General features: G+C 33.3%; 11 protein-coding genes. 6 read left to right on the top strand and 5 right to left on the bottom strand.

The genetic code is table 11. From position 1 onward, the window contains the following. Positions 1-76 precede the first annotated feature (76 nt). Together nusB and GM3709_RS01085 are read right to left on the bottom strand one after the other, a co-directional pair. Positions 77-703: a transcription antitermination factor NusB gene (gene nusB / locus GM3709_RS01090; protein ID WP_066115451.1), complete on the bottom strand. Its 627-nt coding sequence runs from the start codon at positions 701-703 to the stop codon at positions 77-79. Positions 704-758: 55 nt separating this feature from the next. Further along, positions 759-1,076: a hypothetical protein gene (locus GM3709_RS01085; protein WP_066115449.1), complete on the bottom strand. Its 318-nt coding sequence runs from the start codon at positions 1,074-1,076 to the stop codon at positions 759-761. Positions 1,077-1,295: 219 nt separating this feature from the next. Between GM3709_RS01085 and GM3709_RS01080 the strand changes: the two genes are divergently transcribed. Next, a complete protein-coding gene (locus GM3709_RS01080) occupies positions 1,296-3,227 on the top strand; it encodes an ABC-F family ATP-binding cassette domain-containing protein (RefSeq protein WP_066115447.1) in 1,932 nt (643 codons plus the stop codon). A 175-nt stretch (positions 3,228-3,402) separates the two neighbouring features. Further along, the gene (gene thyX / locus GM3709_RS01075) at positions 3,403-4,101 is read left to right on the top strand and encodes an FAD-dependent thymidylate synthase (RefSeq protein WP_066115445.1); all 699 of its coding nucleotides are present in this window, start codon (positions 3,403-3,405) and stop codon (positions 4,099-4,101) included. 56 nt (positions 4,102-4,157) lie between these two features. On the opposite strand, the gene GM3709_RS01070 is transcribed toward thyX, so the two are convergent. Beyond that, positions 4,158-5,585 (bottom strand): YcjF family protein, encoded by a 1,428-nt coding sequence (locus GM3709_RS01070; protein ID WP_066115443.1) that lies wholly within the window; start codon positions 5,583-5,585, stop codon positions 4,158-4,160. A gap of 146 nt (positions 5,586-5,731) precedes the next feature. Here GM3709_RS01070 and GM3709_RS01065 point away from each other — a divergent pair, with 146 nt between their 5' ends. Continuing rightward, on the top strand, positions 5,732-7,720 hold the full coding sequence (locus tag GM3709_RS01065) for a transglycosylase domain-containing protein (protein WP_066115442.1): 1,989 nt from the start codon (positions 5,732-5,734) through the stop codon (positions 7,718-7,720). Positions 7,721-7,858: 138 nt separating this feature from the next. Here the strand turns inward: GM3709_RS01065 and GM3709_RS01060 are convergent, their stop codons facing one another. Beyond that, positions 7,859-8,542: a YqiA/YcfP family alpha/beta fold hydrolase gene (locus tag GM3709_RS01060; RefSeq protein ID WP_066115440.1), complete on the bottom strand. Its 684-nt coding sequence runs from the start codon at positions 8,540-8,542 to the stop codon at positions 7,859-7,861. A 394-nt stretch (positions 8,543-8,936) separates the two neighbouring features. Between GM3709_RS01060 and map the strand changes: the two genes are divergently transcribed. Together map and ctpA are read left to right on the top strand one after the other, a co-directional pair. After that, positions 8,937-9,707 (top strand): type I methionyl aminopeptidase, encoded by a 771-nt coding sequence (gene map, locus GM3709_RS01055; protein ID WP_066115438.1) that lies wholly within the window; start codon positions 8,937-8,939, stop codon positions 9,705-9,707. Positions 9,708-9,764: 57 nt separating this feature from the next. Further along, the gene (ctpA, locus tag GM3709_RS01050; protein ID WP_066115436.1) at positions 9,765-10,991 is read left to right on the top strand and encodes a carboxyl-terminal processing protease CtpA; all 1,227 of its coding nucleotides are present in this window, start codon (positions 9,765-9,767) and stop codon (positions 10,989-10,991) included. 244 nt (positions 10,992-11,235) lie between these two features. On the opposite strand, the gene nadB is transcribed toward ctpA, so the two are convergent. Further along, positions 11,236-12,939: an L-aspartate oxidase gene (gene nadB, locus GM3709_RS01045; RefSeq protein WP_066115434.1), complete on the bottom strand. Its 1,704-nt coding sequence runs from the start codon at positions 12,937-12,939 to the stop codon at positions 11,236-11,238. A 222-nt stretch (positions 12,940-13,161) separates the two neighbouring features. Between nadB and GM3709_RS01040 the strand changes: the two genes are divergently transcribed. Then, a complete protein-coding gene (locus tag GM3709_RS01040; RefSeq protein WP_066115432.1) occupies positions 13,162-13,485 on the top strand; it encodes a phasin family protein in 324 nt (107 codons plus the stop codon). Positions 13,486-13,545: the final 60 nt, after the last annotated feature.

Genomic DNA, 13,545 nt, shown 5'->3' with positions numbered 1-13,545 from the left:
AACGCTATAGTTTTCCCTGTTGCCGGTTGTCTTTTCCCTCTGTTGACCTATAATTTTATAGTTCACCCTTGGTAAATTATTGTTTGATTTTGTCGCTAACTTTTCTTAACACCCCGTTGATAAAACGATAACCGTCTTCATCGGAGTAATTTTTCGCAATCTCGATCGCTTCATTAATAGCTACTTTATGTTCTATATTTAAAAAAGTCATTTCTGCCACAGCTAACCGTAGAATATTAGCATCAATTTGGGTAAGACGGTTTAATGTCCAATCTATCATTACCTCATTTAAAATAGCCTCAATTTCTGTTTTACGTCGATCGACTGTACCAATTAATTCTAAGGCATATTCTCTCACTTCGTGTTGTCGAGATAATTGCACAAACTCAGGTATTTCAATAATATTACCTATACGATTAATCGCTTTTTGGGTTAATACGATCGCATCTTTTAACATACTTTTTGCACTACCAATATTAGTAGCACGAGTATCACTCTTAAATAAATGATCATTACTACGATTTAACTCATCAGAGGCGGTTTCAATAGTACTTTCAATTTCTAAAGTCAAAGTGCGAATTGCACCCAAAATCAGATCATTGATTTCAATATCTTCTAAAGTGTCAGATTTAATTTTTATTTGACTTAAACTAAGTAAGGCTAATATTCTAGCAGTTCTTCTCGGCTGTTGACGGATGGACATTTTATTTAATTAACAATGAGCAATCCATGATTATACCAATTAACCATCAACCTTGCTAATTTTTCTTACTCCAGAGTCTGGTAATTAAAATTAAACAAATTAAAAAATAAGTGGTGGTAATAATACCATTAAAATAAAGTAAACGAATAGAAAGCAAATCTGATGTAAGACTTCCTCCAGCCCATAAAGTACTATAAGTAATTAACCAAGCTAATCCCAATCGCAAAGATATACGGCTAGTTTTTTTCTGTTCAGAATTGAGATTATAAGGGAAAAATTTAAGATTAATTAAAGCCCAAATCGGTCCAAATAAAGGCATTAAATATAAAGATAATTGAAACTTATCCAAATTTTGTTCTCTATGGTGAGACATCTTATTAAAAAAAAACTAACTAAAATTTAAGTGTATCAGTAATTAGCTATTGTGAAGTAAAATTTCTGGTTAACATTAGTAATTGATTACTTATTCTTTAATGGAAAAAAGGCTAAAAGCTAAAAGCTAACAGTTATATGTTATTATAAGTTTTGAAAATAAGTGTAACTACAAATTTACAATTTCAAATAAAATAATTATCAATTACTAATAATTAAAATGACGATTATCACGGTACAATCTCTCAAAAAAGATTTTGGGATTAAAGAAATTCTTAAAGGTGCTAGTTTCAGTATCGATGATAATGATAAAGTTGGTTTAATTGGAGTTAATGGTTCGGGAAAATCAACTCTCCTCAAAATTTTAGCAGGATTAGAGCCCCATGATGGAGGGGAAATGGTGGTGAAATCAGGTTCAAAAATTATATATCTTCCTCAACAACCAGAAATTGAGGCAAATAACACTGTTTTAGAGCAAGTTTTCGTCTATAGTGGCGAACAAATGCAGTGGATTAAAGAATATGAAGATTTATCTCATCGTATCGCTCATGCTGATACTATAACTCAAGAGCAGTTGATGGGTAAATTAGAACGAGTAACAGAAAAAATCAATGGGGCTAATGCTTGGGATTTAGAAACTAACGCCAAAATTATCCTAGATAAGTTAGGAATTAGTGATTTTGAGGCAAAAATGGGGGATTTATCGGGGGGTTATCGTAAAAGAGTTGCCCTTGCTTCTGCTTTGATGGCTGAACCTGATTTATTATTAATGGATGAGCCTACTAACCATCTTGATGCGGAGTCGGTGCAATGGTTACAGGAATATTTGCAAAAGTTTCAAGGTGCAATTTTCCTTATTACCCACGATCGATATTTTTTAGATCAAGTTACAACTCGTATTCTGGAAATCGATCGAGGAGATATGTATAGTTATAGTGGAAACTATAGTTATTATCTTGAGAAGAAGGCGTTAGCAGAGGAATCAGTAGCTAGTAGTCAGAGAAAACATCAAGGGGTATTAAGACGGGAGTTAGAGTGGCTTAAAAAAGGGCCTAAAGCCCGTAGTACGAAACAAAAAGCCAGAATCGATCGTGTCTATGAAATGAAGGATAAGGAGTTTAAACAAACTCAAGGTAAAGTAGAAATTGATACTCCTAGTCGTCGTATCGGTAAAAAAGTCATCGAATTAGATAATATTAGCAAATCCTTTGGCGATCGTACTTTAATTAAAGATTTTACCTATGAGTTTGCCCCAGATGACAGAGTCGGTATTATTGGCGGTAACGGTGTTGGTAAATCAACTTTGATGAATTTAATCATGGCTACTATCGAGCCAGATAACGGTAAAGTAGAGATAGGTAGTACTATTCATATTGGTTATTTTGATCAACATTCTGACAGTTTAATCACCGCAGCCCAAAATGAACAACGCGCGATCGAATATATTAAAGATGTAGCTACTTATATCGAAACTTCTGACGGAAGTCAAATTAGTGCATCTCAACTGCTAGAGAGATTTTTATTTACACCCAATCAACAATATTCTCCTATTGCTAAACTTTCAGGAGGGGAAAAACGCCGTTTATTTTTGCTCAGAATGCTAATTAGTAATCCAAATGTATTAATTTTGGATGAACCTACTAACGATTTAGATGTACAAACTTTGGCAGTTTTAGAAGAATATATCGAGTCTTTTAAGGGTTGTGTAATAGTAGTATCTCATGATCGGTACTTTCTCGATCGAACCGTAGATACTATTTTTACTTTTGAAAGTAATGGAAATTTGCGTCAATATCCGGGTAATTACTCAGTTTATTTAGATTATAAAAAGAAACAGGAAAAACAATTACAAGAAGAAAAAAATGCTAATAACAAAGTAGTAAAACAAAGTAAAAATGTAGAAGTAAAAGACCAAAACTTTAGTACAAATATAAGAAAAATGTCTAATTATCAAAGAAAAGAATTAGAGAAACTAGAGACAAAAATAATTCCTAGTTTAGAAATAAAAAAAACAGAAGTCGAGACAAAATTATATATTGCTAAACAAGATTATGAAACCTTAAATAAATTAACCCTGGAATTAGCTAATATTAATCAAGAAATAGATATAGCAACCACAAAATGGATGGAATTAGCCGAATTAGAAAGTTAATTTTAAAAAATAGAATTTTGGTTAAAACAAACTAATAAGTAATAAGGTAAGAAGAAAATGATTAAAAATCTCAGAGAAATTTTTGATATTATACTCATAGATAGACGAAGTTATTTAAGAATAAAAAATTAGTAAATAAATTGTTTAATATTACCATAAAAATACTATAATTATTATGAATTATAAAGATCCCTTAAAAGATGGAAAAAGTAAAATAGAACTCATAGATTTTATGGGTAATGATTTAAGTATTGTTAATGATGCAAGAGCATCCTTTGAGAAAAGTTCTAAAGAGTTAAATGAGAAAGATATTAAGTTAATTAACTATTTAATAACTCATAATCATACCAGTCCTTTTCGAGGGGTTGTCTTTAAATTTAAAGTTAAAGCCCCTCTTTTTATAGCACGCCAGTGGTACAAGCATATTGTTGCAAGTAATCATAATGACGAGCAGTTGGGATGGAACGAAAAGAGTTTCAGATATGTTGCGATCGATGATAGTAATGAGTTTTATATTCCTCAAGTTTTTAGAAAACAATCGAAGAATAATAAACAAGCCACGATCGGTAGTTTAGATGTAGAAGACAATAATTTGGCAATTTCCATTTATAAACAACAATGTGAGGCTAGTTATAAAGCCTATAGTCAATTATTAGCACTGGGAGTTGGTAGAGAACAAGCAAGAGGGGTTTTAATACCCTCCGTTTATACAAGTTGGGTTTGGACTGTCAGCTTACAAGCCTTATTGAATTTCATTGATTTGCGTAGAGGGGAGGGCGCTCAAAGTGAAATCGGAGCTTATGCAGAAGCGATCGTCGAACTCATAACACCTATTGTTCCAATAGCCATACAAGCATGGTCTTCTATTGAATAACAGAGAAAGACTCTTGTAATAATTTCGTATTTTTTTTTACAAGAGTTTGATGTCCATTAACTATTTTGGAATTGTAAAGAAGTTTTTTGGATAAATTTATTGAAGAAATTATTATCACGATTTTGTTGAAAAATTAACTGTAATTTCTCTTTAATAACACTTAAATTAATTCCTTCATTATCTTTTAATTCTGCAACTTCATAATATTCAATTAAACTTAAACCACAAAGACGAGTTAAATAAGCTGCACTAATTCCTTGAATAATTCCTCCGGCGATAAAAGTAACCGCATTACTTTTTAAAATAGTAGTAATCATTCGACTAGAAACTTCTACTATGCCTAATTTAACCATTAATTTTGCTAGTTCGATCGAGATTTCTTTTCCTTGATTAACAGATAATGATTGTTTATAAATAGCACTTAAATCTATGAGCATTTGAGTATTGATAGCCGCTGTTGCTAATAAATCTAAACTAGAAACAGGATTAGCAAAAGTAGCCGTAGCAGCAATGATTTGATATTTTTCAATTAACGGTAATGCTTTTTGTTTTCTAATAATATTTAATTCTTTCCTGATTTCTTTTTCTAGGTCGATCGAGTTCCGGTAGGATGTGGCTATAATTAAATTTTCCTTTTCTTTTTCAAAAGTAATTCTTAATGTATTAAATAAACTATTATATTGTCCTTGAGATACTTCTTCCCACTCTTTATAGTTAATTTTATCAATATATTTTTTCACTTTAACTTTTTGAGTATTAGTAGCTATTTTAATAATAAATTCTGCATTAATAATCCCTTTTAGTTTAGTTTTAATATTTTCAAAAATAAGATTTTTTTCTTCTAATAATGGATAATCTATATCATTAAATAAAACTAATATTCTTTGGTTGATGTTAATTTTTTCAATAACTTTTTTCTCTGATTCCGTTATATCTCCATGAAGAATAAATAAAATAAAATCCGATTCTAAAGACAAATTTTTGAAATTAAAATTATCATCATCTGATGATTGGTAGTTAGTATAATTAAAAATATCAGACTCGATCGAATATACAATATTTTCAGCAAATTCTTGTTTTAAACTATTAACTAAAGTTTGAGGAGTAATCTTATTTTGACTAACTATAGTTAAATTTAAGTCTTTTTTTTGACTTTTTTGGTCAATGATCAATATTTTTTCATTGAATTTATTTAGCAGATCATGACCCGGGGATTCTGTTATTAAATCTTCTAATAAATACTTAATTTGAGCAATTTTTTTGTCAAAATCTTCTCTATTTACTACCACTAATGGATAATTATTTATCACTTTGTTATTTTTTTTCCTTTGCCAAAACAACCATAAACTACCAATTAAAGTTAAACCTAAAAGACTAAAATCCCCTGCTTCATTAACAGAATTTTTGAGACTTTCTCCTATCCATAATAAAAAGGAAAGACTAACACCGGCGACTAAAATGGGTTTTTTGATTGAGATAGTCATAACTGGGACATCTATGGCAAAATTAAAAACACTTAATCCTATGATACTCCTAAAGAGTATTTTTCCATGACAAAAAATGTTCAACTACCAACTCAGGTAAAATAAAGTAATATTATTCACAGAAAATTTATCAATCGAGAGGGAAAATGGTGACATTCGCATCTTTTAAAGAATTGCGTCATAGTCGTATATTTTGGTATGGTTTTGCGGTAGGTTTTACCATTAATCTCGGTTTTTTGGCTTTTTTAATCAGTAAATGGTTTCAACTCAATAGCACTTTACCAGACAATATCACTAATGTAGTTAACTACGATCGACCTAATACTCTCACCATTAAAGCCCAAGATAATACCATTCTCGCTCAATTTGGAGATATAGCCTACGATCGAAAAACCATAACCGAAATTCCCGAAAAATTACAACAAGCATTTATCGCCATTGAAGATAGCAGATATTACAAGCATAACGGAGTAGATATACAAGGAATTGCCCGTGCCAGTGTTGCCAATTTACAATCAGGAAAAGTGAAAGAAGGGGGAAGTACTATCACCCAACAACTTGCCAGAATAGCTTATTTAGATCAAGATCGTAGTTGGGAAAGAAAATTAAAAGAAGTTATAATTGCCCAAAAAATTGATCATCAAATCAGTAAAGAAGAAATATTACAAACTTATCTTAACGTAGTTTATCTTGGTTCAGGAGCTTATGGAGTTGCCGATGCCGCCCATCGTTATTTTAGCAAATCTTTAGATGAACTTACCCTTGGTGAAATTGCTACTCTTGCAGGAATTACCCCCGCCCCCAGTATTTATTCTCCTTTGGAAAATCCAGAATCCGCCACCACTAGGAGAAATTTAGTGTTAACTCGCATGGCAGAACAAGGATATATTACCCCAGAAGAAGCCCAAATTGCGATCGAGACACCCTTAGAAATTAAATCTAGCCCTTTAAAACGTCAAATCAAAAAAGCACCCTACTTTGTGGATTATGTACAAAAAGAAATGGGGAAATATGTCAGTCGAGATAAATTGGCAGAAGGAGGAATTATTGTTAATACAACTCTTAATCCTCAATGGCAGGAAACAGGAGAAGAAATTGTCGAAAATGTTATCAAACGCTATGGCAAATGGCAAAAATTTCAACAAGGTGCTTTAGTCGCTATTGATCCTCGTAACGGAGAAATTCTTACAATGGTAGGAGGCATAGATTTTGCCAATAATCAATATAATCGAGTTACCCAAGCTCAAAGACAACCCGGATCAACTTTTAAAACTTTCATTTATGCTACGGCGATCGCAGGAGGAATGTCACCCTACAAAAACTATTTAGATGCACCTTATGTAGTAGATGGTTACGAACCGAAAAATTATGGTGACAGTTATCGGGGAGACGTATCTATTTCCCAAGCGCTAACTTCCTCCTTAAACACTGTTGCGGTGAAAAGTCTTATTGATGTAGGGTGGAATCCCGTTATTAAAGTAGCGGAAAAAATGGGCATAGAATCCAAATTACAACCAACCTATTCTCTTGCTTTGGGGGCATCAGAAGTCAACCTACTAGAATTAACTAGCGCTTATGGCACTCTAGCAAATCAAGGGCAACATTTACAAGTTCATGGTATTAAAAGTATTGTTAATGCCGATGGTGAAATCCTTTATCAAGCAAAAATAAATCCTCAAACAGCCTTAGATAAAGATAGTGCTAATATTATGACTTGGATGTTGCAACAAGTGGTACAATCGGGAACAGGAATACCAGCACAAATTGGGCGCCCAGTGGCAGGAAAAACAGGTACATCCGATAAAGCAAGAGATTTATGGTTTATTGGTTATATTCCTCAACTCGCTACGGGAATATGGGTAGGCAATGATGATAATAAAGAGACTTGGGGAAGTAGTGCTATTACTGCTCAGATGTGGCGTAATTTTATGCTTAAAGCCACAGAAAAAATGCCTGTAGAAACTTTTGGTAAACCGCCGGGGAAATTAGCTTTAGATAAAGCAACGATTAAATTAGAACCTCTTAAACCGAGACAAAGTTATCATAAAGTTACGATACAGCAATATACACAAAATAATGATCCTCCTCGTGAATATCGCCGTCGTCGCCGTCGTCGTCGCAATTACGATGTGTAGTAGTTTTGTCGACCACAGAAACCTCAGTTTTACCTTAGTTAGATAGAAAATTATAGGTAAAGAGAAAAAAGGGAAAAGTAAAAAAAATTGATTTACTTCAGTTACTATTGTATTACGGATTTTGGTATAATTTTGAACCTAACTTTTTCCGTCAAAAAATTTCATGGTTAGCCAGATTTCTTCTAAACAATCATTGAGACTATGATCACTTTTTAACTCTTTTAAAATAACCTGTGGACGACTTTTAGCATATTCTTGACTAACTTCAATGGGAATAGTGTCATCTTCTGTGCCATGAAAAATTAGGGTAGGAATATTATGATTAATAATTAAATCATCGTAAGTAATTAAATCTTCCCAAAAATTATAACTAAGTAATAATTCTTTTTTTTCTCCGTAATGATAAACAGGAATAAAACCTTTTTCTTGCCATTGATTTAACATTTCTGGGGTTAATTTTGGTAGCCAACTTTTGGCAAAATTTAAGGCGGGTGCTATTAATATTAATGCCTTAATTCGATCGAGTTGTGTCATTTGATGATCAAAATATTTATACCCAATCCAATTCGCTGTTAAACCGCCAAAACTTGAACCTATCAAAATAAATTGTTGATTAGGATTATTATCTATAATCTCACTAACTTGGTGAATTTGACGAGTAAGAGTAAGATTAACAAATTCAGGTTGATTAAAGTCAACTATTTTTAATTTAATACCTATTTCTTGGTATTTTTTACTAAAATAAATTGCTTTTTGAGACTTAGGACTCGATCCAAAACCGTGTAAGTATAGATATTGATAATCTTGTAATGACTTATTCATTTACAGAAATAATATTATTCATTACTTAATATATAGCACTTTCACATAAATTATACTAAATGAGATAATGGTGGCACTTGGCACTTTGAAAAGTTTTTAATCAAAAACTGCTTGAAGTCCTTTCAGATTTAGACATTTATATTGTTGTTGTTTAAATACGTTACTTTGATTTGATCTGGATTTAAGTTTGCCATAATCAAGGTTTCTTACGTCTAATTCAGGTTTATTACTTCTTTATCATTCTTCTGATTAACAAATGACAAATGACACAAAATCCCCTGTTTAAAAGGTGGGAGATGAGTTAATGTTTAACCAAACCTGATATAACGCAAGTGGATTAAAATAGTAAAGATCTAAAAATTAACTTATATAGAAAGAATTAAATTAAATTACAATGGGAAATGAAAATATAGTACTTTTATCTGCTAGAGAAATAGACAAAATGCGTCAGGCTGGAAGATTAGCCGCCCAATTGTTAGAACATTTAGGAAAAATGGTTAAACCCGGTATTAGTACCTATGAATTAAATCAAGAAGCAGAAAAATGGACAAAGGCAAAGGGTGCAAAAAGTGCGCCTTTAGGTTATGGTAATCCCCCATTTCCTGCATCAATCTGTACCAGTGTCAATGAAGTAATTTGTCATGGTATTCCTAGTAAAAATCAAATTCTGAAGGATGGAGATATTATTAATATTGATGTTACTCCCATTGTAGAAGGTTATCATGGAGATACTTCTAAGACTTTTTTTGTGGGGACACCTTCTCCAGAAGCAAAACAATTAGTAGAAGTGACGGAAGAATGTCTATATCGAGGCATAAATGCGGTACGCGCGGGGGGAAGAATTGGAGATATTGGTGCTGCTATTCAAGAGTATGCGGAAAGTTTCGGTTATTCGGTGGTGAGAAATTTTGTCGGCCATGGTATTGGAAGGGTTTTTCATACTCCTCCCCAAATTCCTCATTTTGGCAAAAAAGGTACAGGAAAAAAATTGCGTCCGGGTATGGTATTTACGATCGAGCCTATGATTAATATAGGTACATGGGAAGCGGACGTTTTAGATGATGGTTGGACTGCTTTAACAAAAGATCGTCAATTGTCGGCTCAATTTGAACATACGATCGCCATTACTCAGGGTGGAGTGGAGATTTTGACTAAAAATAGTTAATAGTTAATAGTTGATAGTTGATAAGATAAGAAAACTTTAACCTAATTGATAGTTAATATGAAAAAAATTTGGGTGAGTTTAGTCATAATTTTATTATTCATTTGTACTAATGTTATTTATACTCCTAATGCCTATGCCTATACGGAAGAAGAAAAAATTTTACTGCAATCATGGCGGTTAGTGAATGAGGCTTATGTGGATGATTCTTTTAATAATCAAAATTGGTGGACAATAAGACAAAAATTTCTAAAAAAACCTCTACATAATCGAGAAGAAACTTATACTGCCATCAAGGAAATGTTAGCCCTTCTGGATGATCCTTATACTCGTTTATTGCCCCCAGAAAATTATCACAATTTACAAATTACTACCTCTGGAGAATTATCTGGTATTGGCTTACAAATCAGTATAAATCCTGAAAACAATCAATTAGAAGTTGTAACACCTTTGCCTAGTTCTCCAGCCGAATTGGCAGGTATTCAACCAAGAGATCAGATTATCACGATCGATGGCATTGACACTCAAACTTTAACTTTAGATGAAGCCGCTAATAAAATCAGGGGAGAAATTGGTACAACAGTAATTTTAGAAATCAAGCCCCAGAATCAATCAACGATCAAAACTTATGAATTAAAGCGCGATCGACTTTCCCTAAGTGCAGTAAGCTATGATTTAGATAAATCTCAACCTAATTATCCTATTGGTTATCTGCGATTAAATCAATTCAGTGGTAATGCCACCAAAGATTTAGCCCATGCTATGGTGAAATTAGAACAAGAAGGCGCAAAAGGCTATATTTTAGACTTAAGAAATAATCCGGGAGGATTGTTACAGGCGGGTATCGAAATTGCTCGTTTATGGTTGCCTCCTAGCACGATCGTTTATACTGTCAATCGTCAGGGAATTTTAGGCAGTTATGATGCCGATGGAGATGCTATTACTGATAAACCGTTAGTTGTTTTAGTTAATCAAGGTTCAGCTAGTGCTAGTGAAATTCTTGCAGGTGCATTACAAGATAACCATAGAGCTATTTTAATCGGAGAAAAAACTTTTGGCAAAGGCTTAATTCAGTCTTTATTTGAACTTCCCGAAGGTGCTGGAATTGCTATCACCGTTGCTAAATATGAAACTCCCAGTCATAAAGACATTAATAAACTAGGTATAACGCCCGATCGAATTGTAACCCAAGAACTGATCAGTTATTTTGAAATTGGCACAGACAAAGATTTACAATATCAAGAAGCCTTAACTTATCTAGCATTGGAACAAGAAACTCTAAAATAGTCATTAAGCTGTTAGCCGTTAGCAATTAGCTGTTAGCAGTTATCTTAAATCCCACATTCCGCATGTTCTTTTAAGTGTTCAGCAAATAAGACACACTGAACATCGAAAGAAACTAATAATTACTACATATTTTTGCGGTTTTTATCGATCGAATTTTGATCATTTTCATTAATTTATAGTTGTTATAATTTAGTTTCATTATTTTATTCTCTGAGTTATCATTTGTAAACAGCATCTTTTTATATTACGAAGCATAGTTCAAATTGACGTGCGGAACGTGGGTTAAATTATCTTGTGTCCAAGTATTGCACTGTACCAAAGTATGATTTTGCCAACGATCGTCACTTATAGGGTAATCTAAACGATAATGTCCTCCTCTACTTTCTTGACGGAAAAGCGCACTTTTTAGAATTAAATAAGCTACATCCATTAAATTAAGAGTTTCCGCCGCTAATTTCAAATTTTCCTCGGCGTTGGGTAACACTAATTCATATTGTTGACAAGAAGATAAATTCATCATCCATTGACATATTGAAAGTGATTCTAATTGACTTCGCCAAGCTATCACTTGCTCGATCGATTTTTCTAATCCTACTTTAGTGCGACAAATCCCCGCTCCTTCCCATACCGTAATCGGTAAATCTTCCCGAATTTCTTTAATTAAAGACATCTCCTGAAGCCAGTCATATTCCACACGCTGATAAACTAGAGATGATGACTCCTCAGTAGTAAATTTAGATTCAATAGTAAAATCACGAAAACTCTCGGCAAACACTACGCATTCTAAGAGAGAATTACTAGCTAAACGATTCGCTCCATGAACCCCTGTACTAGCAGTCTCTCCAATGGCATATAAACCGCCGATAGAAGTCTCATTATTAAGATTAACTTTAACTCCTCCCATCCAATAATGAGCGGCAGGAGACACAGGAATCGGTTGAGAAAATAAGTCTATTCCCCATTGTTGGCACTTATTGATAATATTAGGAAAACGATACTCTATACGATCGTGAGGAATAGGACGTAAATCTAAGTAAACTTTATCATGAACAGGATCAGAACTAACTTTATGTAAATGACTGTAAATCGCACGACTAACGATGTCTCTAGGTGCTAATTCTCCATCAGTATGATAGTCGAAAGCAAAGCGTTTTTTTTCGTTATCAATTAAATGCGCACCTTCTCCTCTCACTGCTTCACTAATCAAAAAATGAGGTGCGTTTTCTATATCTAAGGCTGTGGGGTGAAATTGTACAAATTCTAAATCTCTTAATACTGCACCAGCACGCCAAGCTAAAGCAACTCCGTCTCCTGTGCTAACAGTAGGGTTAGTTGTATGGGCGAAAACTTGTCCTCCTCCTCCTGTCGCTAAAATTACCCCTTGAGCTTTTAGCCAATGAATCCGATTGTCATATAATAAACAAACTCCTTGACAATCTTTTTTTGCTTCGTCTAACCATAAATTTAGGGCATAGGCTTGTTCATAGACGTAGATATAATCACTTTCTAACACTTTTTGTCGTAAGATAGATACGATCGCTCTCCCCGTAGTATCGGCCGCATGAAGTACTCTAGGAAAAGAGTGTGCTGCCTCTAATGTCGTTGCTAATTCTCCATTACTTTCATGATCAAAATCTACTCCCATTTTCAACAAAGACTGAATAGAAGTGACTGCATTTTCAACTAGATATTTAACTGCATTAACATCACATAAACCTGCACCGGCTTTTAAGGTATCTTGTAAATGAGATTCAGAGGAATCATCAGGATTAATAGCGGCGGCAATACCCCCTTGCGCCCAATCACTTGCACCCTTCTTCAGTTTATCCTTAGTAATAATAGCAACCCGTAAATTATTAGGAAGACACAACGCTGAATATAAACCGGCCGCACCAGAGCCGATAATGATAACATCAAAGCTATGGGGAAAAGAGTATTGTTGGTTCAAAGTCTTGAAATCTTATTTTTGCACGGATTAGATATTTTTGGTAATTTTAACCAATATTTAATTTATGTGCCACAAAATTTTTCTGGAACATTCTGTTTAAGTCGATCGAAAACTTTTGTTATAATCCTAACTAAAATCTAACAACTTTAGGTTTTCTCAAATAAACCACTCTATTTTATAGACTAGAATAATATAAAATAACTTTACAGGTTTTTATTATTTATGGCTGAGTCAGAAAATTTGTTGCAAAAAGCCTTTTATTTAGGGGTTGGTATTGCTAGTTATGCCGTGGAAAAAGCTAGTAATAAATTTCAGGAGTTGAAGCAACAGGCAGAAAAAATCGCTATTACCCCAGATTTTCCTCAACAATTGCAAAAAATAGCCGATGAGATGGTAAATAAGGGCAAAATAACGGCGGAAGAAGCTCGTGGTTTTGTGGATGAAATTGTACAACAATCTCAAAATCAAGCAATCAAAAATGATACTTCTAATCCATCTTCCCAACCACGCCCTATTGAGATTATTACTGATGACGAAGACACATAAAATCCTGAAATTGAGGTTTTTTGAGTCTGCTTAAAGAAAATTTAAGAAAAAGATAACAAT

This window comes from Geminocystis sp. NIES-3709 (assembly GCF_001548115.1).
In the GTDB taxonomy this organism is placed as follows: Bacteria; Cyanobacteriota; Cyanobacteriia; order Cyanobacteriales; family Cyanobacteriaceae; genus Geminocystis.
Note: the sequence above shows the minus strand (reverse complement) of the source record. Positions and strands in the feature narration are given on the sequence as shown.

Bases quoted from the DNA above. Each gene is read 5' to 3' on its own strand.
- nusB (WP_066115451.1), bottom strand. From the start codon at position 703: ATGTCCATCCGTCAACAGCCGAGAAGAACTGCTAGAATATTAGCCTTA.
- GM3709_RS01085 (WP_066115449.1), bottom strand. From the start codon at position 1,076: ATGTCTCACCATAGAGAACAAAATTTGGATAAGTTTCAATTATCTTTA.
- GM3709_RS01080 (WP_066115447.1), top strand. From the start codon at position 1,296: ATGACGATTATCACGGTACAATCTCTCAAAAAAGATTTTGGGATTAAA.
- thyX (WP_066115445.1), top strand. From the start codon at position 3,403: ATGAATTATAAAGATCCCTTAAAAGATGGAAAAAGTAAAATAGAACTC.
- GM3709_RS01070 (WP_066115443.1), bottom strand. From the start codon at position 5,585: ATGACTATCTCAATCAAAAAACCCATTTTAGTCGCCGGTGTTAGTCTT.
- GM3709_RS01065 (WP_066115442.1), top strand. From the start codon at position 5,732: ATGGTGACATTCGCATCTTTTAAAGAATTGCGTCATAGTCGTATATTT.
- GM3709_RS01060 (WP_066115440.1), bottom strand. From the start codon at position 8,542: ATGAATAAGTCATTACAAGATTATCAATATCTATACTTACACGGTTTT.
- map (WP_066115438.1), top strand. From the start codon at position 8,937: ATGGGAAATGAAAATATAGTACTTTTATCTGCTAGAGAAATAGACAAA.
- ctpA (WP_066115436.1), top strand. From the start codon at position 9,765: ATGAAAAAAATTTGGGTGAGTTTAGTCATAATTTTATTATTCATTTGT.
- GM3709_RS01040 (WP_066115432.1), top strand. From the start codon at position 13,162: ATGGCTGAGTCAGAAAATTTGTTGCAAAAAGCCTTTTATTTAGGGGTT.